The sequence below is a fragment of the Nocardioides sp. DN36 genome, from assembly GCF_055380375.1.
In genome coordinates this window covers 460,114-485,168 of sequence record NZ_AP043823.1, presented here as the reverse complement: position 1 = coordinate 485,168, position 25,055 = coordinate 460,114, and the positions used below count along the sequence as shown (strand labels likewise).

Genomic DNA, 25,055 nt, shown 5'->3' with positions numbered 1-25,055 from the left:
CAAGGTGTCCCCCGTGACCCGTGTCTCGCTCTCCCGGCTCCCCGGTGAGCGCGTCCTCGTCGTGGACGGTGAGGTCGAGCACGAGGTCGCGATGGCCGACCTGCCGGCGTTCGCGCGTGCCCGGGAGGCCGACGAGCGGGGCGGTCCGCGCTGGGTGTGGGACGACACCGCCCGGTGGTACCCACCACTGCTCGCCGCCGGCGTGCGGGTGGCGCGCTGCCACGACCTGCGGCTCGGGCACCACCTGCTCCTGCGGGCCCCGGCGGTGGATGCGTCGCTGCTGGCCGGGGAGCAGTCGGAGCAGTGGGACAGGCTCGGCCCGAACACCCCGTCGGACCCGGTGCTGTTCGCCGTCGACGACGTGAGCGAGCACCTGCGCGCCGACCTCGAGGACGCCCGGCAGCTGGCCGCCGTGGCCGCGTCCCGGGAGCCGGCGCGGCTCGGCCTGCTGCTCGCGGCCGAGTCCTCCGGCGCCCTCGTCGCCGCGGAGATGACGTACGCCGGCGTGCCCTGGCGCGTCGACGTCCACGAGCGGCTCCTGACCGAGCAGCTCGGCCCGCGGCCGCCCCGCGGCGTCCGGCCGGTGCGGCTCGAGGCGCTGGCCGACGACGTACGCACCGCGCTCGGCGCTCCGGGTCTCAACCCCGACTCACGTCCCGAGCTGCTGGCCGCGCTGCGCCGGGCGGGGCTCGAGGTGAACGACACCCGGGCCTCGACGCTGCGCGTCCTCGACCACCCGAGCATCGCGCCGCTGCTGCGCTACAAGCAGCTCGCCCACCTGTTCTCCACCAACGGCTGGGCGTGGATCGACCAGTGGGTCAGCGACGGCCGGTTCCGTCCGTCGTACCAGCCCGCCGGGTCGACGACAGGCCGGTGGTCGTCGAACGGCGGAGGCGCCCTGTCGTTCCCGGCCCAGGTCCGTCCGGCGGCCGTGGCCGACGACGGGTGGGCGCTGGTCGTCGCCGACGTCGCGCAGCTGGAGCCGCGGGTGCTGGCCGGTCTGAGCGGCGACCCCGCGCTCGCGAGGTCGGCGCGCGGCACCGACCTCTACCAGGGCATGGTCGACGACGGTGCCGTCGCGAGCCGCACCGAGGCCAAGCTCGGTCTCCTCGGTGCGATGTACGGCGCCACCAGCGGCCAGAGCGGTCGCATGGTCGCCGACCTGACCCGGCGCTACCCGCGCGCGTTCGGCCTCGTCGAGGACGCCGCCCGCGCCGGTGAGCGGGGGCAGGTGGTGCGCACGCTGCTGGGGCGCGGCTCCCCGAGCCTGAGCGAGGCGTGGGACCGCGACCCCGAGAGCCCCGGGCCCGATCCCGACAGCCAGGCGCTGCTGGACCGTCGACGGCGCGCCTACGGCCGGTTCACCCGCAACTTCGTCGTGCAGGGCACCGGCGCCGAGTGGGCGCTGTGCTGGATCGCCGACCTGCGCAACCGGCTGTGGCGTCTGGGTGGCAGCGGCCCGCTCACCTCCCGGCCGCACCTGGTCTTCTTCCTGCACGACGAGGTGGTCGTGCACACGCCCGTCGAGCTCGCCGAGACCGTCGCCGAGCAGGCTCGCGAGGCCGCCGCGAACGCCGCCGGCCTGCTGTTCCGGGACCTGCCCGTCGACTTCCCGCTGAACGTCTCGGTGGTGCGGTCCTACGCGGAGGCGGGCAAGCCGGGTGCGGTGGGAGCGACGTAGCCGTTTCCCGCCCGGATCGCCGGACTGGCAGTCTGGGCACATGGAACGCGTGCTCGGCATCGGCGGCTACTTCCTGCGGGCGACGGACCCGGAGGCGCTGAGCGCCTGGTACCGCGAGTGCCTGGGCCTGGACGCCGACGAGCACGGGCTCTGGCACCAGGAGGCCGGCCCCACCGTGTTCGCGGCCTTCGAGTCCGGGACCGACTACTTCGGGTCCCGCACCCAGCAGACGATGCTCAACTTCCGGGTCCGCGACCTCGACGCGATGCTCGCCCAGCTGCGCGCCAAGGGCGCGGAGGTCGACGAAGAGACGCAGGACATGGCCGGCGTCGGGAGGTTCGGCTGGGTCACCGACCCGGAGGGCCACCGGATCGAGCTGTGGCAGCCCGCCTGACCCGTGCCCCGAACCTGATCTCGGCGTGAACGCACCCCTCGTCGCGGCATGAGCCTGCACTCGGCGAGCTCAGAACCGTTCGGCGATCGCACTCAGCTTGGCGACGTACGCCGGCCAGTCCATCTCCCCCGGCAGGTTGCTCGCGCGGGGCAGCAGCCCCGTCGACCCGTCGATCTGCTCGCGCACGATGTCGGCGTGACCCGCGTGCCGCTGCAGGTCGACGATCTTGTGCACCATGATCTGGTGGAGCGTGACCTCCGCTCCTCCCCAGTGCGCGACATGGCCGATCGCGTCGAGCGGCAGCGCGTCGATGGTCTCGTCGGCGAACGCCTGCACGCGCCGGTAGAGGTCGACGACGCCGGACGCCGACTCCTGCTCGGTGGCGTACCAGTCGGCCTGCGGGTCACACCCGCCCGCGGGCACGAGCTCCTCGGGCGTGGGCCACGCGCGACCGAAGGTGGGACCGAAGTAGACGGCCTCCGTGTTCAGCGCATGCTTCACGATGCCGAGGAGGTTCATCCCCGTTGGCGTGCGCGGCAGCCGTTGGTCGCGCTCGGACAGTCCTTCGAGCTTCCAGATCAGCGTGTCCCGCGCGCCTCGCAGGTAGTCCTTGAGGACGTCCTTGGGATCGGGTGGCATGACGCCATCGTGCCCGCTGTCGGGACGCGGTGATCGGACACGAGCCGCGTGTTGCCTCGGGCACCGAGGACGCGCCTGGCGACCCGGTCCGGCGCAGACGTCATCCGTTTTGGCTGCTCCCGCTACCACGACGTACGACGTTGCCGGGGACGTCATACGGAGCGGCAGCCAGGCCGACCGGACCGTACGACGTCCCGGCGAAGGCAGGCCGCATGAGCTCGGCACCGCTCAGCCGGGCCACGCCGCGCCGTCGGGCCAGGCGCAGATGCACACGCGGTTGCCGGCGCGGTCGCTGAGGATCCAGTTCCCGGGAGCGCGGGACTCGTCCACCACCCGTCCTCCCGCTGCGAGCGCCGCCTGCACGCGCTCCTCGACCTGGTCGCTGGCGACGGACACGTCGACGTGCATCGCGTGACGCAGCGGCTTGGCCGCGTCCAGGTCCTGCAACCAGACCGTCGACCCGTGACCCAGCGGGTCGACGCCGTTGTCCTCGGCCAACGGTGCGTACCCCAGGGCGGCGCGCCAGAAGCCGACGTCGATGTCGTCCGGCCTCGCCGCGATCGCGAACGACACCTCCTGCGCGCTCGCGCGGTCGGCGACCGCCCCCCGCTCCTGGGCGACCGCCGAGATGCCGCGGGCCAGGTCGACGTGCCGAGCCTCCAGCCGGAAGACGCCGCGGGTCAGCCGCACGGTGAGGCGGTCCTGCGCGAGCGTCATCAGCGCTCCCGAGCTCTCGACGCCCGGGACCCGCGCGATCGACGCGGCGAGCTGAGCCGCATCCCCGAGCGACCGGGCGCGGAACACCGCGGCCGCGCCGCCGTGGAGCACGACCCAGTCGTCGAGACCCTCCGCGGCGAGGAACGCCAGCCAGCCCTGCTCGCTCATCTCCGCCTCCCCCTGCCGGCCACCAAGGTAGCGCGGAGCGACCGCCGGCCGCGGCTCAGCGCTCGGTGGCAGCCCGCCTGTAGGTCAGGAAGCAGGCACCGCCGGGCAGGACGGTGTGGTCGGCGAGGCTCCAGGTCTGCGGGTCGAAGGCCGCGCTGCGACCGAAGAGCGGGATCCCGGACCCGATCGTCAGCGGACTCAGCTTGAGCACGATCTCGTCGATCTCCGGAAGCAGGCTGGCGGCCAGGTCACCTCCGCCGACGAGCCAGATCCCCGAGCCCTGCTGGGACTTGAGGTCCTGCACGGCGCTCACCGGGTCGCCGGTGACCAGCTCGACCGAAGGGTCGGGACTGCTGGTCAGGGTCGTCGAGCAGACCAGGTGACGCAGGTGCGGGTAGGCGTTGGTGATGCCGGCCGCGAGCCCCAGCTCGTAGGAGCGACGCCCCTCGATGACGGTGTCGAACCGCGTGCCCTCGGCGGAGACACCGAGCGCCTCGCGCGCCAGGAACGGCAGCGTCTCGGGCAGCTCCGCGACCAGGTGGCCGACGTAGTCCTCCGTGATCGGCCAGAAACCTCCCGGCGCGGTCGGGTCGGCGCCGTCCGGCCCCGCGATGAACCCGTCCAGGGTGGTGGCGACGAGGTAGGTCAGGGTGCGCATCGGCGTACGGGCTCCTCGCAAGGTCGTCGGGCACACGCGTCGGCGGCCGGCGGTCGGGACGGCGACCCTACCGACCCTGCGTCACGAGCCGGCCAGCAGATCGACGACGACGCCCACCGTGTCCCGCGCCGAGCGGCCGACACCGATCAGGGTCGCCGAGGCGGGTCCGGTCCAGTCGCCGTACCCCACGAGGAACAGGCGCGGCTCCCCCACGGCCTGCGTGCCGGCGGGCCCACCCACGGCGACGCGCCCACCCTCGTGGCGGAGCCGGAGGGGGGCGAGGTGGCGCAGCGCGGGCCGGAACCCCGTGCACCAGATGACCGCGTCGGCGGGGCACTCCCTGCCGTCGGGCCAGGCCACACCGGTGCGGGTGAGCCGCGAGAACATCGGCTGTGCCTCGAGCACGCCCCGGTCGCGGGCGTCGCGCACGGCGGCGACCATGACGATGTCGCCGAGCCCGCCGACGCCGGGGTGGTCGCGGCCCTCGCGCAGCGCCCGGATGCGGGCCGTCGCCGCTGCGAACAGCGCTCGACCGTCGACGTCGTCGGGCAGGAACCGCGGCGGCCGTGGCGCGACCCACAGGGTGTCCGCGACGGTCGAGACCTCCGCCAGCACCTGCGCGGCCGAGTTGCCGCCGCCGACGACCACGACCCGCTGCCCGGCGAAGTCGCGCGGGCTGCGGTAGTCCGCAGCGTGCAACTGGCGGCCCGCGAACACGTCCGTGCCCGGGTAGGCGGGCCAGAAGGGTTGCTCCCACGTGCCGGTGGCCGAGACCACCGACCGAGCGGCGACCGTCAGCCCGTCCGCGTCCAGGAGGAGGCGCCCACCGGGGTCGTCGTCCGCGCGGGTGACCCGCGCGACCCGGTGCGGTCGCAGCACCGACAGCCCGTACCGCTCCTCGTAGCGGGTGAGGTAATCGACGACGTGCGTGCGCGGCGGGAAGCCGCGCACGGCGTCGTCCCACGCCGGCATCATCCAGCCGGGCAACGAGGAGTACGCCGACGGTGAGAAGAGCCGCAACCCCTCCCACATGCGGGACCATGCTCCCCCGGGCTGCCCGGCGGCATCGAGGACGACGAAGTCCTGCCCGGGGACCAGGCCGGACCGGCGCAGGTGGAACGCGGTCGCGAGGCCGGCCTGTCCGCCGCCGATGACAGCGACCTCCACATCGGTCATGGACGTCATCATGTCCGCCCGGGCCAGTGGGTCACCACGCGCGCTCGGCAAGGGCGCAGGCCCGGTCACGGAAGTCCTCAGAGTCGGGTAGGTGCCTCAGGACTCTGGTGCCGCGGATCCGGGAGTCGTAGATTGCGAGGCCACCAAGCCAGCCGCAGGATGCGACGATTCGATGACGGGAACGACCGTACGTACGCCGCGCGAGCGGCGCCGCGTGACCCTTCGCGGCGTCGTCCAGGGCGTGGGCTTCCGGCCGCACGTCTACGCGCTCGCCCGCTCCCTCGACCTGGCCGGCGCGGTGTGGAACAGCGCGGACGGGGTCGTCGTCGAGGTCGAGGGTGCGGCTGCGGACGTGCGCGCCTTCTGCGACCGGGTGGCCGGGGAGGCACCGCCGCTGGCGTCCGTGACCGGCGTCGAGGTCGTCGTGCTGCCGGCGCAGGGCGGCACGTCGTTCACGATCAAGGACTCCGAGCCCGGTGCCGGTCGCACCTTCGTCTCCCCCGACGTCACCGTGTGCGACGACTGCCTCGCAGACCTGCTGGACCCCGGGAACCGCCGCCACCGGCACCCGTTCGTGACGTGCACGAGCTGCGGGCCCCGCTTCACGATCACCACGGCGCTCCCCTACGACCGGCCCACGACGACGATGACCGGCTTCCCCCTCTGCGCCGACTGCGCGACGGAGTACGCCGATCCCGCCGACCGTCGCTTCCACGCCCAGACGGTGTGCTGCCCCGGCTGCGGCCCCCGGCTCTTCCTCACCCGACCCGGTCGCGACACGACGTACGACGAGGCGGCGCTGGCCGAGGCGCGACGTCTCGTCGCCTACGGGGCCGTGGTCGCCGTCAAGGGCGTCGGCGGTTACCACCTCGTCTGCGACGCCACCAGCGAGCAGGCCACCACCACGCTGCGCAAGCGCAAGCAGCGTGGCGACAAGGCGTTCGCCCTCCTGGTGCGCACGCTCGAGGACGCCGAGCGGCTGGTGCACCTCGACGGTGCGGAGCGAGCCGTGCTCGCCAGCCGGGCCCGGCCCGTCGTGCTCGCCCGCCGCCGAGCCGACGCACCCGTGGCCGACGCCGTCGCCCCCGGCAGCGCCGACCTCGGGGTGATGCTCCCGTCCACGCCCCTGCACCACCTGCTGCTGGGCCTTCCCGGTGACCCACCCGGGCCCGCGGCCCTGGTGATGACCAGCGGCAACCTGACCGGCGAGCCCATCGTGACCGACGACGAGGAGGCCCGCACCCGCCTCGCGGCCGTCGCGGACGCGTGGCTCGGGCACGACCGTCCCATCCACGTGCCGTGCGACGACTCCGTCAGCCGCGTCGTCGACGGCGAGGAATCGCCCGTCCGGCGCTCGCGCGGGCACGCCCCGCTCCCCCTCCACCTGCCCTTCGACGCGCCCGCAGCGCTGGCCGTGGGCGGCGACCTGAAGAACACCTTCTGCCTCGCCGAGGGGCGTCTCGCCTGGCTCTCCGGCCACGTCGGGGACATGGACGACGTCGCCACCCTCGACTCCTTCGACCGGGCCGTCAGCCACCTCGGCACGATCACCGGAGTGGTGCCGCAGACGCTGGCGGCCGACCGGCACCCGGCGTACCGCTCCCGCCGGTGGGCCCGCGCGCACGCCGACGGCCGCCCGGTGCTCGAGGTGCAGCACCACCACGCGCACGTCGCCTCGACGATGGTGGAGCACGGCGTCCCCACGGGCACGCGGGTGCTCGGCATCGCGTTCGACGGCACCGGGTACGGCGACGACGGCGCGGCGTGGGGCGGCGAGTTCCTGGTGGCCGACTACGCGGCGTACTCGCGCGTCGCCCACCTCGCCTACGTGCCCCTCCCCGGCGGCGACGCCGGGGTCCGCAACCCGTGCCGGACGGCGCTGTCCCACCTGCGCAGCGCCGGCCTCGACTGGGACGACCGGATCCCGTCCGTCCGGGCCTGCACCGACGACGAGCTCGCCCTCCTGGACCGGCAGCTCACCACGGGCCTGCGGTGCGTGCCGACCTCGAGCATGGGGCGGCTCTTCGACGCCGTCGCCTCGATCGCCGGCATCCGGCACCGGGTCGGGTACGACGCCCAGGCCGCCATGGAGCTCGAGGCGGTCGCGCGCGGGGCGAGCGTGTCCGGCGGCTACCGGTTCGGGCTGGACGACGGCGCCCTCGACCCGGGTCCCGTGGTCGCCGCCGTCGCCGCCGACGTGCTCGCCGGCGTCCCGGCGGCGCTGGTGGCCGCCCGCTTCCAGCACGGCGTGGTCGACCTGGTGGTCGCCGTCCTCACCCGGCTGCGCGAGGAGACCGGACTGGGCCGGGCGACCCTCAGCGGCGGGGTCTTCCTCAACGCCGCACTCACCGCCGGCTGCGCCCGCGCCCTGTCGGAACAGGGCTTCGAGGTGCTGCGGCACCGCCGGGTCCCGCCCAGCGACGCCGGCCTCGCGCTCGGACAGGTCGCGGTGCTCGCGCACCGCCGGAAGGAGACACCATGTGCCTAGCCGTGCCGGGCCGGGTCCTGGAGATCACCGAGCGCGACGGGACGAGGGTCGCGCAGGTCGACTTCGGTGGGGTCATCAAGGAGGTCTGCCTGGAGTACGTGCCCGACCTCGAGGTGGGCGAGTACACCATCGTGCATGTCGGGTTCGCGTTGCAGCGGCTCGACGAGCAGTCCGCGCTCGAGACGCTCGCGCTCTTCCGGCAGCTGGGCGAGCTGGACGCGGAGTTCGGGGACCAGTGGGGGCGGGCGGCGGAGCAGGCGGGACTCCCCCGCCCGGACCGCGACGCGGCCGGAGGAGGAGGGCTGTCGTGAAGTACCTCGACGAGTTCCAGGACCCGGCGCTGGCCGCCCGGTTGCTGGACGACATCCGGGCGACGGTGACCCGTCCCTGGGCGCTGATGGAGGTCTGCGGTGGCCAGACGCACTCGATCATCCGGCACGGGCTGGACCAGCTGCTGCCCGACGGCATCGAGCTCATCCACGGCCCCGGCTGCCCGGTCTGCGTCACCCCGCTCGAGGTGATCGACAAGGCGCTCGAGATCGCGGCGCGGCCCGATGTCATCTTCTGCTCCTTCGGCGACATGCTCCGGGTCCCCGGCAGCGACCGGGACCTGTTCCGGGTCAAGAGCGCAGGCGGCGACGTGCGGGTCGTCTACTCCCCGCTCGACGCGCTCACCATCGCCCGCGAGAACCCCGACCGGCAGGTCGTGTTCTTCGGCATCGGCTTCGAGACGACCGCGCCGCCGAACGCGATGACGGTCCACCAGGCGAGGAGGCTCGGGATCGAGAACTTCAGCCTCCTGGTCAGCCACGTCCGCGTGCCGCCCGCGATCGAGGCGATCATGACCTCGCCCGACTGCCGGGTGCAGGCCTTCCTCGCCGCCGGTCACGTGTGCACGGTCATGGGGACGGGCGAGTACCCGCCGCTCGCGGAGCGGTTCGGCGTACCCATCGTCGTGACCGGGTTCGAGCCGCTCGACATCCTCGAGGGGATACGGCGCGCCGTGCACCAGCTCGAGGCGGGCCGGCACGAGGTCGAGAACGCCTACCCGCGCGTCGTCTCGGCCGACGGGAACCCGGTCGCGATCCGGATGCTGGAGGACGTCTTCGAGGTCGTCGACCGGTCCTGGCGCGGCATCGGGATGATCCCGCAGAGCGGGTGGCGGCTCTCGGAGCGCTACCGCGAGTACGACGCCGAGGAACGCTTCCGGGTGGGCGACATCCACACGCAGGAGTCGGCGGTGTGCCGCAGCGGCGAGGTGCTGCAGGGGCTGATCAAGCCCCACGAGTGCTCCGCGTTCGGTACGACGTGCACGCCGAGAACCCCGCTCGGGGCCACGATGGTGTCGAGCGAGGGCGCGTGCGCGGCGTACCACCTCTACCGGCGGCTGCAGGTGCCGGGCGCGGCCGGCCCGCAGGAGGTGAGCTCCGTTGGCTGAGCTGACGCTGGAGGGCTGGACCTGTCCCCTGCCGCTGCGCGACAGCCCGACGATCGTGATGGGCCACGGCGGCGGCGGGGCGATGTCCGGGGAGCTGGTCGAGCACGTGTTCCTGCCGAGCTTCGCCGACGCCTCGCTGCAGCAGCTCGGCGACTCCGCGGTGCTGGAGGTGCCCCACGGGCGGCTGGCCTTCTCGACCGACTCCTTCGTGGTGCGCCCGCTCTTCTTCCCCGGCGGATGCATCGGCGACCTGGCCGTCAACGGGACCGTCAACGACCTCGCGATGAGCGGCGCGCAGGCGCTCTTCCTCTCCGCGGCGTTCATCCTCGAGGAGGGCACCGACGTCGCCCGGGTCGGCGTCGTCGCGCAGCGGATGGGCGAGGCCGCGCGGCGTGCGGGTGTCCGCGTCGTCACCGGCGACACCAAGGTCGTCGAGTCCGGTCACGGGGACGGGATCTACATCAACACCGCCGGCATCGGCTTCGTGCCGGAGGGCGTCGACATCCGGCCCGACCGCGCCGAGCCGGGTGACGTGGTCATCGTCAGCGGCGACATCGGCGTGCACGGGGTCGCGATCATGAGCGTGCGCGAGGGGATGGAGTTCGGGACGGAGGTGCGCAGCGACAGCCAGCCGCTCGGCGGTCTGGTCGCGGCGATGCTCGCGGTCACGAGGGACCTGCACGTGCTGCGCGATCCCACTCGCGGCGGGGTCGCCACGTCGCTCAACGAGATCGCCCGCGCGTCCGGGGTGGGCATCGCGCTCGACGAACGGAGCCTGCCCGTCCCCGAGGTGGTCGCCAACGCGTGCGCGTTCCTCGGGCTGGACCCGCTGCAGGTCGCCAACGAGGGCAAGCTGCTCGCGTTCGTGCCGCGGGACCGGACCGAGGAGGTGCTGGCGGCGATGCGCGCACACCCGGCCGGAGCCGGCGCCACCGTGATCGGCGAGTGCGTCGAGAGCCACCCCGGCATGGTCTCGGCCCGGACCGGCTTCGGGGCCCAACGGGTCGTGGACCTGCCGATCGGCGAGCAGCTGCCGCGGATCTGCTGACGCGGACGCGGCCCGCTCAGTCCGCGTGCCCCAGCTGGTTGCTGAGCGCCCAGACCACGAGCACGTCGAGCGCGATGAGGGTGATGGCCCAGAACGGGTAGTGCGGGATGAACGCGAAGTTCGTCAGCATCGACAGCCCGGCCACGAGCATCCCGGAGACGAAGGCCCACGACTTCCGCATCAGGATGCCCACGGCGACCAGGACGCCGATGGCGCCCAGGACGAGGTGCACCCACCCCCAGGCCGTCATGTCGAACTGGTAGAGGTAGTCGCTGCCCTGGGAGTAGAGGTCGTCGTTGGCGACCGCGGACGCACCCTGGATCATCCCGAACCCGCCCGCGACCAGCAGGATCACGCCGGCGAAGGTGCTGACGACGTCTGCCCAGGCACCCTTCGTCGAGTCCTCGTACGCCTCGTGCGTGCCCATGCCGACCTCCTCGACGCCCGCCCTCGCGGCGGAGCGCACTGGCTCCACCTTCGGTGAGCCGGCCGGCCCCGTCATCACCCGCCGCGGGTGAGCGGGGCCGCGCGCGCAGGAGCGGGCGGTGAGCTGGCCACCATTCCGCAGACGTAAACGGTGGCTCACTCACCGCCCGACCCGGGCATCAGGAGCGGGCGGTGAGCTGGCCACCATTCCGCCGACGTAAACCGTGGCCCACCCACCGCCCGACCCGGGCATCAGGAGCGGGCGGTGAGCTGGCCACCATTCCGCCGACGCGAACGGTGGCTCACCCACCGCCCGACCCGGGCCGTGGGCACTCTTCGAAGCTCAGCCGTCAGCCCTCCCCGCGTGCGTGCCTCTCGATGACCGCGATGATCTCCGGGCGCAGCCGCGCAGCGGGGATCACCGCGTCGACCGAGCCGACCTCGACGGCGCGGTGGATGTTGTGGATCCCGTCGAACTCCGCCGCCACCTCGCTGATCTTTTCCGCGCGGGTCGCGGCCCGCAGCTCGGCCTGCTCGACGACGAGCGCGCTGCGCTCGGCGCCCGTCGCCTCGCTGATCCGGGCCTGGAGCTCGACCATGGCGGGGCTGGCGGCAGTCCGCTTCTCGACCTCGCCGGTGAAGACGACCGCGGCCGCGGGCGCCCCACCGATGACCGAGGCGTAGGAGCCCTCGAGCGCCAGCACCGTCATGTTCGGGTTGAGCGCCTTGGAGAACACCACGAACGCGCCGCCGTGGTAGCGCGAGATCACGCAGAACACGATCGGGCCGCGGAAGTTGACGATCGCCCGGCCGATCTCGGCGCCGTACTCCAGCTGCAGGTTGCGCATCGAGTCCGGCGACCCGTCGAAGCCCGACAGGTTCGCCAGCACCACGAGCGGCCGGTTGCCGCTCGCGGCGTTGATCGCCCGCGCCGCCTTCTTCGACGACCGCGGGAACAGCGTGCCCGCGGTGTAGGTGTCGGGACCGTCGGTGGGCGGGAAGCCGCGCCGGCGCACCGGCCGCGACTCGATGCCGAGCAGGCAGACGGGGTGGCCGCCGAGGTGGGCGTCCTGGACCACGGCCGTGTCGGCGTCGGCCATGCCGGCCCAGCGCTCGAGCGTCGGGTGGTCCTGGTCGGCGACGGCCCGCATCACGGTGCGGATGTCGAACGCCTTCTTCCGGTCCGGGTTGGTGACCGAGGAGAAGATCTCGCCGACGGTGCGGAAGTCGCTGCCCTCGGCGTCGTGGGGGTACGACGAGATGTCGCGCTCCACGTCGTCGGTGGTGGGCGCGCGGCGCGGAGACGACTCGCCGGGCACGACGTACGTGTGCTCGTAGTGCGCCATCAGCACCTCGAAGGCGCCCGCCAGGTTCGGCGCCCAGTACTGCGCCTGGCCGTTGGGACCCATCACCCGGTCGTAGCCGCCGATGCCGAAGTTGTCCTCGGCGGAGACGCCACCGGAGAAGTCCAGCGACTGCTTGCCGGTGAGCACCATGGCGCTGTCCGGCGTCATCACCAGGATGCCCTTGGTGTGCATGAGCATCGTCGCCTCGGCGTTCCAGTACGGCTGCGCGCCGACGTTGATGCCGGCCACCACGACGTTGATCTCGCCGCCGGCCTGGGTGAACTCCACGATCCGGCGCAGCGCCGCCGCGACCCAGTCCATGTTCTCGGTGCCGGAGTCCATCGAGATCCGGGCACCGGCCGAGAGCGCGAACCACTCGACGGGGACCTGCATCCGCTCGGCGAGGTCGAGCGCCGCGATCACCCGCAGGCACTCGGGCTCGGAGACCGAGCCCAGCGACTTGGTCGGGTCGCCGCAGAGCACGACCCGGGTGACGCCCTCGGGGTGCAGCGGCGTGGGCGTGGTGACGACCGCGACCAGGATCCCGGCCTTGTTGAGGCCGCGGGGACGGTCGACCGGCACCAGCACGCCGGTGTCGTCGAGGTCGTGCTCGACCGAGCTGCCGCCGGGACCGGTGAGCACCGCCTCGAGCTCGTAGGGGTAGACCAGGCCGCGCCGGCGGGCCCGCAGCACCTTGGCCGCGTAGTCGTCCAGCGGGCGCAGCAGCTCGGTCGGCGGCTCCTCGATCGAGGAGACGACCCCGGCGCCGGGCTGGGCACCGAAGCGCACGACCACCGGGACCGGCGCGCCGTCCGGGGTGGCGACCCTGCCCTGGGCGAGCACCTCCTCGATGCCGGCGCCGTCGGTGAGCGGGCGGATCTTGTTGCCGAGCGCCTTGAGGCCGCTCTCGTCGATGTCGACGACCGGCCAGACGTGGACCCACACGTGGTTCATGTCGAGCTTGGCGCCGGCCGTGCCGCGGGCCACCCGGGCCCGCCGGATCGCCTCGAGGCAGTTCTCCACCGCGCGCTCGGCGTGCGGGAGGCCGGTGACCACGCCGTCCTCGTCGCGGACCACGGCGAGCTGGCGCACCTGGGCCAGCGCCACGAGGCGCCGGTCCGCGGGGTTCTCCCGGGCGACGCACTCGTAGAGCAGCACGTCCTCGGGCGCCTCGATGCGGGTCACGTGGAAGTTGCGCAGCCGCCACAGGTTCAGGCGGCGGCCGACCATCGGGTGCACGCCCCTGGTCAGGTCGTCCTCGGCGACGGTGCCGTCCTCGGTGGGCCGGAACGCGTAGTAGCCGACCGGCCGGCTCCCGCCCGCGCACACCGCGACGGAGACGCGGCGTACGTCGCGGGCGAACGGCAGCGCCTCGACCAGCGGCCGCAGCTGCTCGCTCGCCGCGTCGGCGGACTCGGGCGCCTCCGGCCAGTGCAGGTAGAGGTCGACGACGGCCTCGTCGCCGGTACGCCGCTCCGCGAGGTGGGTCGCGACCGCGGTGGCCAGGCCACCGGACGGGTCGCCCAGCTCGGCCATCGTGCCCACGGTCGAGACGACGCGGGTGGGACGGTCGTCGAGGGTGTAGTCGGCGACGACGAAGGGCCGACCGTTCTCGATGGTGCGGAGGTCGTGGAGGTCGAAGTCGCGGTAGTGCCGGCGCACCAGCACCTCGAGCATCGGCTCCCGGGCGGGCACGCCGCCCTCGAGCCGCTCGGCCAGGAAGCGGACGATCTGCTCGGGGATGGCCGCGAGCGCCTCGATCCGGTCGGCGCGGTCGGTGAGGTCACCGTCGGCCACCAGCGCCGCGAGCTCGTCGCGCACACCGGCGAGCACGTCGGCCCGCTCGGCGTCCACCGACGGCTGGTCGAACCAGCGGAACCGGACGCTGCGGGCCAGGTCGCCCACGACCGGGAAGCGCAGCTGGGTGGCCCGGCCGAGGCGCTCGAGCAGCAGCCGGGCGCGGGGGGCCTCGTCGCCGGAGGGCGGCGGCTCCTCGATCCAGCGACCGAGCACCGCGGACGCCAGCGCCACCTCGGGCGCGGACCGCTGCTGGGCCAGGAAGATGCGGAACACCGCTTCCTCGAGCGCGGGCGTGCGCTCGAGGTCCTCCACGCCGTAGTGCCGCAGCACCCGCAGCAGCCGGTCGCGGAACTCGTCGGGCAGCCCGCCGCGCTCCACGTCGAGGCTCTGCAGGAACGTGTGGAAGTGCTCGCGCGAGCTGTGCACCCGCAGCTCGGTGTGGCGCTCCTCGTCCAACGGCCGGTTGCGGCTCAGCTCGGCGAGGTCGGCGAACGTGCCGAGCAGCTCCATCTCGTCGGTGACGACCGGGACGCCCTGCGCGCGCAGCTCCTCACGGGCGGTGAGGTAGTCACGGAGCACGGCGTCCTGGTCCTGCGGCGGCAGGTCGTAGCCGAGCAGCACCGCGCTCAGGCCTTCGAGGGCGCGCGCCGCGCGCACCTGGGCCGACTGGCCGTCGTCGGGACCGGGCAGGTCCAGCGCCGGCCCCTCCGGGGCCACGACCGCCTCCTCGGCACCGTCGCCGACGGGCTCGAGCTTGACCAGCGCGGCACCGGTCTCGACCTGGCTGCCGGTGATCACCAGCAGCTCCTTGACGCGGGCGGCGAACGGCGCGTGGAGCACCGTCTCCATCTTCATCGACTCGAGCACGAGGACCGGCGCGCCGGCCTCGACCTCCTCGCCGACCGCGGCCGGGGTGGCGACCACCAGGGCGGGCGCCGGCGAGCGGAGCACGCCGCCCTCGTCGCGGCTGACCCGGTGGGCGACGCCGTCGACCTCGACCAGGGTGCTGGGGCCGTGCGTGGCGGTGACGACGTGGTGGCGACGCCCGCCGACCACGAGCCGGCGGTGGAACTGGTCGATCCGCTCCAGCTCGACGTCGACGGTCTGCCGGCTGGTGCCGGCGGCGACCGTGACGCGGTAGCGCGAGGGGCCGGTGTTGACCGTGGAGACCTGGTACGTCGTGCCGCGCAGCTTGAGCTCGACGGGCCGGCCGGTCTGGTGCTGGGCCTGGGGGCGGCCACCGTGGGCCGTCTCGAGCAGGCGGGCGACCTCGAGGTCGAGGCCGTCGGCGTACGCCTCGATCGCGGCGGCGACCACGGCGATCCCGGCGTGCTGCTGGGCGACCAGCCGGCCCTCGCCGCGGACCCGGTCGATCCAGCTGGTGTCGGCCCAGCCGCCGGTGCCGTCGACCACCTCGGGCTGGGCGAGCAGGTCGAGCACGAAGCTCTTGTTGCAGGCGCCGCCCTCGATGACGACCGTGGTCTCGGTCATGGCCCGGCGGAGCCGGGCGAGCGCCTCGTCGCGGGTGCGGCCGTAGGCGATGATCTTGGCGATCATCGAGTCGAAGTCGGGCGGGATCGTGTCGCCCTCGGCGACGCCGGTGTCGACGCGGACCCCCGGACCCGACGGCAGGTCGAGGCGAACGATGCGGCCGGGCGCCGGCGCGAAGTCGCGGTCCGGGTCCTCGGCGTTCAGGCGGGCCTCCACGGCGTGCCCCGCCTCGCCCGGCTTCTCGGCGTACAGGTCGGTGAGGCGGCCGCCGGCCGCGACGTGGATCTGCGCCTTGACCAGGTCGACGTCGGTGGTGGCTTCGGTGATCGAGTGCTCGACCTGCAGGCGGGTGTTGACCTCGAGGAACGCGAAGGTGCGCTCCCCCGGGTGGTAGAGGAACTCGACGGTGCCGGCACCGACGTACCCGACCGCGACGGCGAGCCGCTCGGCGGCGGCCTTGAGCTCGTCGGCCTGCTCGAGGCTCAGCAGCGGCGAGGACGACTCCTCGATGACCTTCTGGTTGCGGCGCTGGATCGAGCAGTCGCGCACGCCGATCGCCCAGGCCGTGCCGTGGCCGTCGGCGATCAGCTGCACCTCGACGTGCCGGGCACCGGTCACCAGGCGCTCGAGGAACACGGTGCCGTTGCCGAAGGCGCGCAGCGCCTCGTCGCTGGTGCGCTGGTAGGCGTCCTCGAGGTCGGCGGCGGAGGCCACCATCCGGATGCCCCGGCCGCCACCACCGGCGGTGGCCTTGAGCATCAACGGGTAGCCGATCTCCTTGGCGGCGGCGAGCGCCCCGTCGAGCGTCTCGACGGCGCCGCGGCTCCAGGGAGCGACGGGCACCCCGACCTCCTCGGCGATCAGCTTGGAACCGATCTTGTCGCCGAGCTTGCGCATCGCCTCCGCGCTGGGGCCGATGAAGGTGATCCCGAGCCGGTCGCACAGGTCGACGAACGACGGGTCCTCGGCCACGAAGCCCCATCCGGGCCAGACCGCGTCCGCGCCCGACTCGACCAGCGCGCGCTCGAGCACGGCGAGGTCGATGTAGGGGCGTGCCGACGCGGGCCCGAGGTCGTGGGTGAGGTCGGCCTCGCGGGCGAACATCGCGCCGCTCTCGCCCTCGGTGTGCAGCGCCACGGTCTGGATCGGGCCGGCGCCGGAGGCGTTGATCTCCCTCACTGCGTGGATCAGCCGCATGGCGGCCTCGCCACGGTTCACGATCGCAATGCGAGAGAACGACATGCACACCTCCGGTCGGACCGACGGGACCGCCTGCGTGTCCCACACGCAACCTGTCACGACTCGAGGGTTACGAGCCAGTCACATCGCTCGTGGGGCGCGTCGGTCCGGGTACCGGACGCCCGTCCTCGTGCCGTCGGCCGCCGGCCAGCTCCGTCACGGCGCCGGCCAGCTGCCCCAGCCCCCACACCAGGTCCCGCTCCTCGATGGTGAGCGGCGGGGAGATCCGCATCGTCGAGCCGTGCGTGTCCTTGGCCAGCACCCCGCGCCGGGCCAGCGCCTCGCAGAGGTCGCGGCCGGTGCCGAGCGCGGGGTCGAGGTCGACGCCCGCCCACAGGCCGTGCACGCGTACGGCGAGCACCCCCCGGCCGACCAGCGGGGCGAGACCGTCCCGCAGGGTGGCCTCGAGGGCGGCGGCCCGACGCTGGGGCTCCCCGCTCTCCAGCAGCCTGATGACAGCGCGGCCGACGGCGGTCGCGAGCGGGTTGCCGCCGAAGGTGCTGCCGTGGCTCCCGGGGGTGAACACCCCCATCACCTCGCGGTCCGCAGCCACCGCCGAGAGCGGCACGATGCCGCCGCCGAGCGCCTTGCCGAGGACGTAGACGTCCGGCACGACCGACTCGTGGTCGCAGGCGAAGGTCCGGCCGGTGCGCCCGAGGCCGGACTGGATCTCGTCGGCCACCATCAGCACGTCGTTGGCGGTGCAGAGGCGGCGTACGTCGCCGAGGTAGCCGCGGGGCGGCACGATCACGCCCGCCTCGCCCTGGACCGGCTCGACGAGCACGGCGGCGGTGGTGTCGTCGATCGCGGCGGCGAGCGCCTCGGCATCGCCGTACGGCACCGCACGGAAGCCGGGCGTGTAGGGACCGTAGTGCGCCCGGGCCACGTGGTCGTCGGAGAAGCTGACGATGCTAATGGTGCGCCCGTGGAAGTTGCCGTGCATGACGATCACGGTCGCCGTGCCGTCGGGGATGCCCTTCACCTCGTGACCCCAGCGCCGCGCCAGCTTCAGGGCCGTCTCGACGCCCTCGGCCCCCGAGTTCATCGGCAGCACCACGTCCTTGCCGGTCAGCGCGGCCAGCTCGTCGCAGAACGGCCCGAGCTGGTCGTGGTGGAAGGCCCGGCTGGTGAGCGTGAGCCGGTCGAGCTGCTCCCGGGCGGCGGCGACGAGCTGCGGGTGCCGGTGCCCGAAGTTGAGCGCGGAGTAGGCCGCGAGGAAGTCGAGGTAGCGGTTGCCCTCGTCGTCGGTGAGCCACGCGCCCTCGCCGTGGGTCACCATCACCGGCAGCGGGTGGTAGTTGTGCGCGCCGTGCACGTTCTCCAGCTGGATCGGGGTGGCATTCACCTGTCGGCCCCTTCCGTGCGTCGCGGGGGCGTCCGGCCCGCCGGACCCCGTGTCGTCGACTCTACGAGGGTTGGCCGGGTCCGACGCCCGGGCAGCGGCCCGGAATGCCGTGGGATACCCCAAATCGTTGATGCAGCGTCACCCGCGCCTGCGGTTCCGGCCGCGAACGTGCTTCCCTGCCACTGGAGGGGTGATGAGACGAGTGCTGGGGGGCATCGTGGGACCGGCGACGGCGCTGGTGCTGCTGGTGGTGCCCGGACCCTGCTCCGCCTCGGTCGTCGGCGACTGGCAGATGAACGAACCGCCGGGCTCGACCGCGATGGTCGACGCGTCGGGCCACGGCCTCACCGGCGACGTCGGTGACCTGGTGCAGACGGGCGTCCCCGTCAAGTCCGGTCTCGGCTACCGGTTCGGCGGCAAGGGCACCGAACGCGACCCCGAACGGCTCGTCCTGGTCCCCGACGACCCCCTGCTCGACCCCCACTCCCGGCCGTACTCCGCAACCGTGAGGTTCAAGACGCGGACGGGCTCGCGCAACCTGGTCCAGAAGGGCCAGTCCGGCGAGCCGGGCGGGTACTGGAAGCTGGAGGTGCACTCGGGGTGGCCGACCTGCCTCTTCCGGGACGAGACCGGCCGGAGCAAGGGGGTCGGGCTCGTGAACGGGCGGCAGTCGTGGCGCGTCGACGACAGCCGGTGGCACACGGTCCGCTGCCAACGACGGCCGAGGAGCGTGCGGATCACGCTCGACCCCGGCACCCGGCACGCGGTCAGCAAGAAGGTCCACGGGCGGCTCGGCCGGATCGCCAACACGCGACCGCTCATGATCGGCGGCAAGCTCGACTGCTCCGGGGAGGGCGTCGGCTGCGACTACCTCGGCGGAAAGATCGACTGGTTGGTCATCCGGAAGGGCTGACCCGCTCAGCTCCAGGTGAGGCGGTCTTCGAGCGGCGTCTGCTCCCGGGGTTGCGGTTTGGTCACCAACCGCAACCATCCGGCCCGATCCGATGCCGTCTGTGACCATTCGACACCTCACTCGGCGGCCGACCTGACGGCTGGCGCCGGCTTCGGTCCCGGACCGCTCCCGGGTCTCGGGCTGCCTCGGTTGCGGTCCTGGCTGGCTACGGGTGAGGTGGGCTCCGCTCGGCGTCGGCTCCCGGGCTTGCGGTTTGGTCACCAACTGCAACCATCCGGCCCGATCCGATGCGGTCTGTGACCATTCGACACCTCACTCGGCGGCCGACCTGACGGCTGGCGCCGGCCTCGGTCCCGGTTCGCTCCCGGCTCTCGGACTGCTTTCGGTTGCGGTCTTGGCTGGCTACGGGTGAGGTGGGCTCCGCTCGACGTCGGCTCCCGGGCTTGCGGTTTGGTCACCAACCGCAACCATCCGGCCCGATCCGATGCGGTCTGTGACCTTTCGGCACCTGCCCCGGCAACGGCCTCGCACGCCGTCGGCTTCTGTCCCCGGTTCGCTCCCGGGTCTCGGGCTGCCTCGGTTGCGGTCTTGGCTGGCTACGGGTGAGGTGGGCTCCGCTCGACGTCGGCTCCCGGGCTCGCGGTTTGGTCACCAACCGCAACCATCCGGCCCGATCCGGTGCCGTCTGTGACCATTCGACACCTGCGCCGGCAACGGCCTCGCGGTCGCCGCCGGCCTCGGTCCCGGTTCGCTCCCGGCTCTCGGACTGCTTTCGGATGCGGTCTTGGCTGGCTACGGGTGAGGTGGGCCCCGCTCGACGTCGGCTCCCGGGCTTGCGGTTTGGTCACCAACCGCAACCATCCGGCCCGATCCGATGCGGTCTGTGACCATTCGACACCTCACTCGGCGGCCGACCTGACGGCTGGCGCCGGCCTCGGTCCCGGTTCGCTCCCGGCTCTCGGACTGCTTTCGGTTGCGGTCCTGGCTGGCTACGGGTGAGGTGGGCTCCGCTCGACGTCGGCTCCCGGGCTTGCGGTTTGGTCACCAACCGCAACCATCCGGCCCGATCCGATGCGGTCTGTGACCTTTCGGCACCCCCTCGCGAGCGAGGAGACTGAGCAAGCCTGACGAGGCCTCGAACACGTTCAGGGATCGACAACCACCCAGCAGGGACGGGGCGAAGGACGAGGCAGCCGGCCAGGCGCGGCCCGCAGCCGCGAACCGCGCGCAAGGAGCGTGAAAGCGAGCGGAGGCGCCGCAGCGAACCGCAAGGACAGGCGAACAGGAGCGGCGCCGCAGCGAAGCAAGCGACGGCGCGCGGTCCGCGGCGGAGGGACGCACACGAGCCAGCAGCGAGCCACAGCCCGAGGAGAAGCCCGGCCACCGCCGGCAAGGCCACCGCCGGCAAGGCCACCGCCGGAACAGCCGCCGGAACAAGGCAACCGCCGGCCAGCGATCACCCCAGGTAGAGCTTGCGCAACGGCTCCTCGACCACCCACGTGGTCGCGTCCCCGGCCACCAGCCGGACCAGGACACCGGGGCGCAGGTCCAGCCGGGAGCCGTCGGCGAAGATGACCGCACCGGATCCGGCCAGCACCAGGAAGACCTCGTCGGCCTCGATGTCGGTGTCCGTGCCGGGCGCCATGTCCCAGAGGCCGACCTCACGGTCGCCGAACGTGGCCAACGGCGTGGTCACGGTCGCGGGCCGCTCCCCCGCCGCCGCGCCGGGAGACGGAGGTAGCCCGGACAGCACGTCCCCGGCCAACAGCCTCTCGTGCGCTGTGCTCACGAGTCGAACCCCAGCCCGAGCCGGTCGAGCACCCGCAGCCACAGGTTGCGTCGCCCGGTCGCGTCCTCGCGGGCCAGCGCCCAGCGGGTCAGCTGGATCCCGAGCCAGGCCAGCGGCTCGGGCGGGAAAGGCAGCGGGCGCGTGCGCACCATCGTGAGCCGGGTCCGCTCGGTGTCGGCTCCGGCGAGCAGGTCGAGCATCACGTCGGCGCCGAAGCGGGAGGCCCCGACGCCCAGGCCGGTGAACCCGGTCGCGTAGGCGATCCGCCGACCGCGGGTGACGCCGAAGAACGCGCAGAAGCGGGTGCAGGTGTCGATGGCCCCGGCCCAGCGGTGGGTGAACCGGACGCCGGCGAGCTGGGGGAAGGTCTCGGCGAAGTGCCGGGCCAGGGTCTCGAAGCTCGCCGTCCGGTCCTCGTGGGCGGCGTCGACCGAGCGCCCGTAGTGGTAGATCGCGTCGTAGCCGCCCCACAGGATCCGGTCGTCCGGCGTGAGCCGGTAGTAGTGGAACTGGTTGCCGGTGTCTGAGATGCCGACCCGGTCGGTCCAGCCGATCTGGTCGAGCTGGGCGGCGGTCAGGGGCTCGGTGGCGAGCACGTAGTCGTAGACGGGCACGATCGAGAGCCGCAGCCGGCGCAGCAGCGGCTTGAACACGTTGGTGGCCAGCACGACCTGCTGCGCGAACACCTGCGCGTGCGACGTGGCCACGACCACCCGGCCGCGTTCGGTGCGGACGCCCTCGACCGGGGTGTGCTCGGCGATCCGCACCCCCAGGTCCTCGGCGACGCGGGCCAGTCCCCAGGCCAGGCGGGCCGGGTCGAGGGTGGCGCAGTCGTCGCGGGAGACGCGCCCGGCGAGGTACGTCGGGGAGTCGACGACCCGGCGTACCTGCTCGGCACCGAGGAAGCCGGGTACGTCGGGCTCGAGTGCCGCGACCTCGTGCGGGCGGGTGGCGACGGCGAGGGTGCCGGAGCGGTCGAACCCGCAGTCGATGCCGTACCGCTCGATGGTGGCGGCGATCTCGTCGAGGTTCTGCAGCCCGAGGCGCTCGAGCTGGTCGTACTCCTCGGGCCAGCGCTGCCGTCCGTTGGCCTCGCCGTGGGTGAGGCTGGCCTCGCAGAAGCCGCCGTTGCGCCCGGTGGCGTGCTCGGCGATCCGGTCGGCCTCGACCAGCAGCACCTCGCGGGAGGGGTCGCGCTCCTTGGCGCGCACCGCCGCCCACAGCCCGGTGAAGCCGCCGCCGACGACGACCAGAGGGACCGTGAGGCCGTCGTCGGCCGCGGTCAGGGCCGGCCGCGACACGGGCCGCTCCGGTGAGTCCAGCCAGAGCGGGTGGAGCACGGACGACGCGAGCATCGTCCGCGCTCCGCCCCGGTCAGCCGTCCGAGCGCGCACGCGTCAGCGCCCGGTCGAGCATGTCCAGCCCGGTCCGGGCCTCCTCCGCGGAGATGGTGAGCGGCGGGACCACGTGGATCCGGTTGAAGTTGGCGAAGGGCAGCAGGCCCTCCTCGCGGCACGCCTTCAGGACGGCCGCCATCTGCGGGCTGCTGCCGCCGTACGGCGCGAGCGGCTCGCGGGTCGCCCGGTCGGACACCAGCTCCAGGGCCCAGAAGACACCGGTGCCCCGCACCTCGCCGATCCAGTCGTGCCGGCCGGCGAGCTCGTGCAGGCTGGGGCCGAAGACCTCCTCGCCGAGGGCCGCGGCGTGCTCGACGACCCGCTCCTCCTCCATCACCTCGATGGTGGCGACGGCCGCCGCGCAGGCGAGCGGGTGGCCGGAGTAGGTGAGGCCGCCGGGGTAGGGACGGTGCGCGAAGGTCTGGTGGATCGGCTCGCTGATCGCGACCCCGCCGAGCGGGACGTAGCCGGAGTTCACGCCCTTGGCGAAGGTCAGCAGGTCGGGGACGACCTGGTCGTGCTCGACGGCGAACCACCGACCGGAACGGCCGAAGCCCGACATCACCTCGTCGGCGATGAGCACGATGCCGTGCCGGTCGCAGATCTCCCGGACCCCGCGCAGGTAGCCCGGCGGCGGGACCATGATGCCGGCCGTGCCCGGGATCGACTCCAGCACGATCGCGGCGATCGTGCTCGGCCCCTCGAGGGCGACGACCTGCTCGAGGTGGGCCAGCGCACGCTCGCACTCCTCCGCCTCGGTGGTGGCCGAGAACGCGCTGCGGTAGAGGAACGGCCCGAAGAAGTGCACCGTGCCGGTCGAGGCGGTGTCGTTGGCCCACCGCCGCGGGTCGCCGGTCACGTTGATGGCCAGCTGGGTGCCGCCGTGGTAGCTGCGGTAGCGCGAGAGCACCTTCTGCCGGCCGGTGTGCAGCCGCGCCATCCGGATCGCGTGCTCGTTGGCGTCGGCGCCCCCGTTGGTGAAGAAGACCCGCTCGAGTCCCTCCGGGGTGTGCGACGCGATCAGCCGCGCAGCCTCCGAGCGGGCGCTGTTGACCGTGGACGGGGCGATGGTGCAGAGAGTCGCCGCCTGCTCCTGGATCGCCCGCACGATCCGCGGGTGCTGGTGGCCGAGGTTGGTGAAGACCAGCTGCGAGGTGAAGTCCAGCAGCCGGTTGCCGGCGCCGTCCCAGAGCCAGGAGCCCTCGGCCTTGGTCACGACCATCGGGTCGAGCTCGGCCTGGGCGGACCAGGAGTGGAAGACGTGGCGGCGGTCGAGCTCGTAGGCGCGGGCGACGTCGTCGTGGGCGGTCTGCGTGTCAGTCATTCTGCGGGAACCCCAGCTCGAGGCCGCCCTCGGGACGGGCGGCCGGGTTGATCCAGCGCGAGGTCACGACCTTGCCGCGCGTGAAGAAGTGGACGCCCTCGGTGCCGTGGGCGTGGGTGTCGCCGAAGAGCGAGCGCTTCCAGCCACCGAAGGAGTAGTAGGCGACCGGCACCGGGATCGGGACGTTGACGCCGATCATGCCGACCTCGACCTCGTTCTCGAAGCGCCGGGCGGCCCCGCCGTCGTTGGTGAAGATCGCCGTGCCGTTGCCGTACTGGTTGCTGTTGACCAGCGCCAGCGCCTCGTCGTACGACGCCACCCGGACCACGGAGAGCACGGGGCCGAAGATCTCCTCGGTGTAGATCTCCATGTCGGGGGTGACGTGGTCGAAGAGCGTCGGGCCGAGCCAGAAGCCGTCCGCGTCGCCGCGGGCCTCGACCTCACGACCATCGATGACGAGCTTCGCGCCGGCCTTCTGGCCGGACTCCACGAAGCCCGCGACGCGGTCGCGGTGGGCGCGGGTGACGAGCGGTCCCATGTCGGACTCTCCCCCACCACCGGCCGAGCCCTCGCGACCGTCGCCGATGACGAGGGTGCGGGTGCGGTCGGCAATCCGGGCCACCAGCTCGTCGGCGACGGGCTCCACCGCGACGAGGACGCTGATCGCCATGCAGCGTTCGCCGGCGCTGCCGTAGCCGGCGTTCACGGCCGCGTCGGCGGCGAGGTCGAGGTCGGCGTCGGGCAGCACCACCATGTGGTTCTTGGCGCCACCGAGGGCCTGGACCCGCTTGCCGTGCCGGCTGGCCTGCTCGTAGACGTACTCCGCGATCGGGGTGGAGCCGACGAAGCTGATCGCCGCTACGTCGGGGCTCTGCAGCAGCGTGTCGACCGCGACCTTGTCGCCCTGCAGGACGTTGAAGACGCCGTCGGGCAGGCCGGCCTCCTGCCACAGCGCGGCGAGCCACAGCGCAGCCGAGGGGTCCTTCTCGCTGGGCTTGAGCACGACCGTGTTGCCGGCCGCGATCGCGACGGGGAAGAACCACATCGGCACCATCGCCGGGAAGTTGAACGGGCTGATGATGCCCACGACGCCGAGGGGCTGGCGGGTCGAGTGGACGTCGACACCGGTGGAGGCGCCGGCCGAGTGACCGCCCTTGAGCAGGTGCGAGATGCCGCACGCGAACTCGACGACCTCCTGGCCGCGGGCGATCTCGCCGAGGGCGTCGGAGTGGACCTTGCCGTGCTCGGCGGTGATGATCGCGGCCAGCTCCTCCTTGCGGGAGTTCAGCAGCTCGCGGAACGCGAACATCACCTGCGTACGCCGGGCGAGCGACGTCTCCCGCCAGCTGCGGGCCGTGGCGGCCGCGGTCGCGATGACGTGCCGGGCGTCCTCCTCGCTCGCCAACGCGACCCGGCCGGTCACGCGCCCGGTCGCAGGGTTGGTCACGTCGGCGGCGCGCTCCGACGCGCCGGCGAAGGGGGCGCCGTCGGCCCAGTGCCCGATGGGGGTCACGGTCGTGCTCGTCATGGGTTCTCCTCCTCGATCGTGCGTCCATCCTCGCCGGTCGACCCGGTCGC

Annotated in this window: 18 protein-coding genes; 7 read left to right on the top strand and 11 right to left on the bottom strand. The window is 73.2% G+C overall.

Annotated features, from left to right (window positions below):
• Nucleotides 1-13 precede the first annotated feature (13 nt).
• Both ACZ43H_RS03220 and ACZ43H_RS03215 read left to right on the top strand, forming a co-directional pair.
• Nucleotides 14-1,681 carry a bifunctional 3'-5' exonuclease/DNA polymerase gene (locus ACZ43H_RS03220; RefSeq protein WP_464587706.1) on the top strand — a complete coding sequence of 556 codons (1,668 nt, stop codon included), beginning with the start codon at nt 14-16 and terminating at the stop codon, nt 1,679-1,681.
• A gap of 40 nt (nt 1,682-1,721) precedes the next feature.
• Nucleotides 1,722-2,075: a VOC family protein gene (locus ACZ43H_RS03215; protein ID WP_464587704.1), complete on the top strand. Its 354-nt coding sequence runs from the start codon at nt 1,722-1,724 to the stop codon at nt 2,073-2,075.
• A 69-nt stretch (nt 2,076-2,144) separates the two neighbouring features.
• Here the strand turns inward: ACZ43H_RS03215 and ACZ43H_RS03210 are convergent, their stop codons facing one another.
• The 4 genes from ACZ43H_RS03210 to ACZ43H_RS03195 form a co-directional block, all read right to left on the bottom strand.
• Nucleotides 2,145-2,714: a DinB family protein gene (locus ACZ43H_RS03210; RefSeq protein ID WP_464587703.1), complete on the bottom strand. Its 570-nt coding sequence runs from the start codon at nt 2,712-2,714 to the stop codon at nt 2,145-2,147.
• A gap of 228 nt (nt 2,715-2,942) precedes the next feature.
• Nucleotides 2,943-3,599: a VOC family protein gene (locus ACZ43H_RS03205; protein ID WP_464587702.1), complete on the bottom strand. Its 657-nt coding sequence runs from the start codon at nt 3,597-3,599 to the stop codon at nt 2,943-2,945.
• A 55-nt stretch (nt 3,600-3,654) separates the two neighbouring features.
• On the bottom strand, nt 3,655-4,257 hold the full coding sequence (locus tag ACZ43H_RS03200; RefSeq protein ID WP_464587700.1) for a dihydrofolate reductase family protein: 603 nt from the start codon (nt 4,255-4,257) through the stop codon (nt 3,655-3,657).
• An 81-nt stretch (nt 4,258-4,338) separates the two neighbouring features.
• Complete coding sequence (locus ACZ43H_RS03195) at nt 4,339-5,433, bottom strand: ArsO family NAD(P)H-dependent flavin-containing monooxygenase (RefSeq protein ID WP_464587698.1); 1,095 nt, start codon at nt 5,431-5,433, stop codon at nt 4,339-4,341.
• A 172-nt stretch (nt 5,434-5,605) separates the two neighbouring features.
• Between ACZ43H_RS03195 and hypF the strand changes: the two genes are divergently transcribed.
• From hypF to hypE, 4 genes are read left to right on the top strand one after another with little or no spacing between them, the layout of a single operon-like run.
• On the top strand, nt 5,606-7,921 hold the full coding sequence (gene hypF / locus ACZ43H_RS03190) for a carbamoyltransferase HypF (RefSeq protein ID WP_464587697.1): 2,316 nt from the start codon (nt 5,606-5,608) through the stop codon (nt 7,919-7,921).
• Entirely contained in the window at nt 7,912-8,232 is a 321-nt protein-coding gene (locus ACZ43H_RS03185) for a HypC/HybG/HupF family hydrogenase formation chaperone (protein ID WP_464587695.1), read from the top strand. Before hypF ends, ACZ43H_RS03185 begins: the two co-directional genes overlap by 10 nt.
• Nucleotides 8,229-9,359: a hydrogenase formation protein HypD gene (hypD, locus tag ACZ43H_RS03180; RefSeq protein ID WP_464587694.1), complete on the top strand. Its 1,131-nt coding sequence runs from the start codon at nt 8,229-8,231 to the stop codon at nt 9,357-9,359. The genes ACZ43H_RS03185 and hypD overlap by 4 nt, the downstream gene beginning before the upstream one ends.
• Entirely contained in the window at nt 9,352-10,407 is a 1,056-nt protein-coding gene (hypE, locus tag ACZ43H_RS03175) for a hydrogenase expression/formation protein HypE (RefSeq protein WP_464587692.1), read from the top strand. Before hypD ends, hypE begins: the two co-directional genes overlap by 8 nt.
• 16 nt (nt 10,408-10,423) lie before the next feature.
• On the opposite strand, the gene ACZ43H_RS03170 is transcribed toward hypE, so the two are convergent.
• From ACZ43H_RS03170 to rocD, 3 genes are all read right to left on the bottom strand, one after another.
• Nucleotides 10,424-10,834: a DUF7144 family membrane protein gene (locus tag ACZ43H_RS03170; protein WP_464587691.1), complete on the bottom strand. Its 411-nt coding sequence runs from the start codon at nt 10,832-10,834 to the stop codon at nt 10,424-10,426.
• 349 nt (nt 10,835-11,183) lie between these two features.
• Entirely contained in the window at nt 11,184-16,712 is a 5,529-nt protein-coding gene (locus tag ACZ43H_RS03165) for an ATP-binding protein (RefSeq protein ID WP_464587689.1), read from the bottom strand.
• Nucleotides 16,713-16,779: 67 nt separating this feature from the next.
• Nucleotides 16,780-17,988, bottom strand: a complete 1,209-nt coding sequence (gene rocD, locus ACZ43H_RS03160; protein ID WP_464590723.1) for an ornithine--oxo-acid transaminase — start codon at nt 17,986-17,988, stop codon at nt 16,780-16,782.
• 259 nt (nt 17,989-18,247) lie between these two features.
• Here rocD and ACZ43H_RS03155 point away from each other — a divergent pair, with 259 nt between their 5' ends.
• Entirely contained in the window at nt 18,248-18,967 is a 720-nt protein-coding gene (locus tag ACZ43H_RS03155) for a LamG domain-containing protein (RefSeq protein WP_464587687.1), read from the top strand.
• A 1,456-nt stretch (nt 18,968-20,423) separates the two neighbouring features.
• Here the strand turns inward: ACZ43H_RS03155 and ACZ43H_RS03150 are convergent.
• From ACZ43H_RS03150 to ACZ43H_RS03135, 4 genes are read right to left on the bottom strand one after another with little or no spacing between them, the layout of a single operon-like run.
• Nucleotides 20,424-20,756 (bottom strand): cupin domain-containing protein, encoded by a 333-nt coding sequence (locus ACZ43H_RS03150; RefSeq protein WP_464587685.1) that lies wholly within the window; start codon nt 20,754-20,756, stop codon nt 20,424-20,426.
• A complete protein-coding gene (locus ACZ43H_RS03145) occupies nt 20,753-22,111 on the bottom strand; it encodes an NAD(P)/FAD-dependent oxidoreductase (protein WP_464587683.1) in 1,359 nt (452 codons plus the stop codon). The genes ACZ43H_RS03150 and ACZ43H_RS03145 overlap by 4 nt, the downstream gene beginning before the upstream one ends.
• A 19-nt stretch (nt 22,112-22,130) precedes the next feature.
• The gene (locus ACZ43H_RS03140; RefSeq protein WP_464587682.1) at nt 22,131-23,477 is read right to left on the bottom strand and encodes an aminotransferase class III-fold pyridoxal phosphate-dependent enzyme; all 1,347 of its coding nucleotides are present in this window, start codon (nt 23,475-23,477) and stop codon (nt 22,131-22,133) included.
• Complete coding sequence (locus ACZ43H_RS03135; RefSeq protein ID WP_464587680.1) at nt 23,470-25,005, bottom strand: CoA-acylating methylmalonate-semialdehyde dehydrogenase; 1,536 nt, start codon at nt 25,003-25,005, stop codon at nt 23,470-23,472. The genes ACZ43H_RS03140 and ACZ43H_RS03135 overlap by 8 nt, the downstream gene beginning before the upstream one ends.
• Nucleotides 25,006-25,055: the final 50 nt, after the last annotated feature.

What these genes read in the sequence shown, in the direction of transcription:
- ACZ43H_RS03215 (WP_464587704.1), top strand. Translation starts at nt 1,722, where the DNA reads ATGGAACGCGTGCTCGGCATCGGCGGCTACTTCCTGCGGGCGACGGAC.
- ACZ43H_RS03210 (WP_464587703.1), bottom strand. Translation starts at nt 2,714, where the DNA reads ATGCCACCCGATCCCAAGGACGTCCTCAAGGACTACCTGCGAGGCGCG.
- ACZ43H_RS03205 (WP_464587702.1), bottom strand. Translation starts at nt 3,599, where the DNA reads ATGAGCGAGCAGGGCTGGCTGGCGTTCCTCGCCGCGGAGGGTCTCGAC.
- ACZ43H_RS03200 (WP_464587700.1), bottom strand. Translation starts at nt 4,257, where the DNA reads ATGCGCACCCTGACCTACCTCGTCGCCACCACCCTGGACGGGTTCATC.
- ACZ43H_RS03195 (WP_464587698.1), bottom strand. Translation starts at nt 5,433, where the DNA reads ATGACCGATGTGGAGGTCGCTGTCATCGGCGGCGGACAGGCCGGCCTC.
- hypF (WP_464587697.1), top strand. Translation starts at nt 5,606, where the DNA reads ATGACGGGAACGACCGTACGTACGCCGCGCGAGCGGCGCCGCGTGACC.
- ACZ43H_RS03185 (WP_464587695.1), top strand. Translation starts at nt 7,912, where the DNA reads ATGTGCCTAGCCGTGCCGGGCCGGGTCCTGGAGATCACCGAGCGCGAC.
- ACZ43H_RS03170 (WP_464587691.1), bottom strand. Translation starts at nt 10,834, where the DNA reads ATGGGCACGCACGAGGCGTACGAGGACTCGACGAAGGGTGCCTGGGCA.
- ACZ43H_RS03165 (WP_464587689.1), bottom strand. Translation starts at nt 16,712, where the DNA reads ATGTCGTTCTCTCGCATTGCGATCGTGAACCGTGGCGAGGCCGCCATG.
- rocD (WP_464590723.1), bottom strand. Translation starts at nt 17,988, where the DNA reads ATGGTGACCCACGGCGAGGGCGCGTGGCTCACCGACGACGAGGGCAAC.
- ACZ43H_RS03155 (WP_464587687.1), top strand. Translation starts at nt 18,248, where the DNA reads ATGAGACGAGTGCTGGGGGGCATCGTGGGACCGGCGACGGCGCTGGTG.
- ACZ43H_RS03145 (WP_464587683.1), bottom strand. Translation starts at nt 22,111, where the DNA reads ATGCTCGCGTCGTCCGTGCTCCACCCGCTCTGGCTGGACTCACCGGAG.
- ACZ43H_RS03140 (WP_464587682.1), bottom strand. Translation starts at nt 23,477, where the DNA reads ATGACTGACACGCAGACCGCCCACGACGACGTCGCCCGCGCCTACGAG.
- ACZ43H_RS03135 (WP_464587680.1), bottom strand. Translation starts at nt 25,005, where the DNA reads ATGACGAGCACGACCGTGACCCCCATCGGGCACTGGGCCGACGGCGCC.